This window comes from Ruegeria sp. AF2 (genome assembly GCF_056542025.1).
In genome coordinates, this window is sequence record NZ_JBQFZC010000021.1 from 1 (window position 1) to 1,019 (window position 1,019).

The following is a 1,019-nucleotide window of genomic DNA, read 5'->3' on the forward strand; positions in this document are numbered from 1 at the left end:
GTCACGGTGCCGGTCACGTCAGTTGTACGGAAGTAGAACTGCGGACGGTAGTTCGCAAAGAACGGGGTGTGACGACCGCCTTCTTCCTTGGTCAGGATGTAGGCTTCGGCTTCGAACTTGGTGTGCGGTGTAACCGAACCCGGCTTACACAGAACCTGGCCACGCTCAACACCGTCACGGTCGATACCGCGCAGCAGGGCGCCGATGTTGTCGCCCGCTTCACCGCGATCCAGCAGCTTGCGGAACATTTCAACACCGGTACAGGTGGTTTTCTGAGTGTCACGGATGCCGACGATTTCGATCTCGTCGCCAACATTGATCACGCCACGCTCGACACGGCCGGTCACAACGGTACCACGGCCCGAGATCGAGAACACGTCTTCGACCGGCATCAGGAACGGCTTGTCGACTTCACGCTCAGGGGTGTCGATGTAGTCATCAACAGCCGCCATCAGTTCCTTGATCTTCTCTTCGCCGATTTCCGGGTTGTTGCCTTCCATCGCCGCCAGAGCCGAACCTGCGATGATCGGAATATCGTCGCCGGGGTATTCATAGCTGGACAGCAGTTCGCGAACTTCCATCTCAACCAGTTCCAGCAGCTCTTCGTCGTCGACCTGGTCAACTTTGTTCATGAACACGACCATCTTCGGGATGCCAACCTGGCGGCCCAGCAGGATGTGCTCGCGGGTCTGCGGCATCGGGCCGTCAGCTGCGTTCACAACCAGGATCGCGCCGTCCATCTGGGCAGCACCGGTGATCATGTTCTTGACGTAGTCGGCGTGGCCGGGGCAGTCGACGTGCGCGTAGTGGCGGTTGTCGGTCTCGTACTCCACGTGGGCGGTCGAGATGGTGATGCCACGTGCTTTTTCTTCAGGCGCGCCGTCAATCTGGTCATACGCTTTGAAGTCACCGAAATACTTGGTGATTGCTGCGGTCAGCGTGGTCTTGCCGTGGTCAACGTGGCCAATCGTGCCGATGTTGACGTGCGGCTTATTACGCTCAAACTTTTCCTTTGCCAT

Annotated in this window: 1 protein-coding gene; it reads right to left on the reverse strand. The window is 58.3% G+C overall.

Annotation, left to right across the window (positions count from 1 at the left end):
* A partial coding sequence (gene tuf / locus ACR0NM_RS20825) for an elongation factor Tu (protein WP_480616438.1) occupies positions 1-1,019 on the reverse strand: 1,019 nt, incomplete at both ends.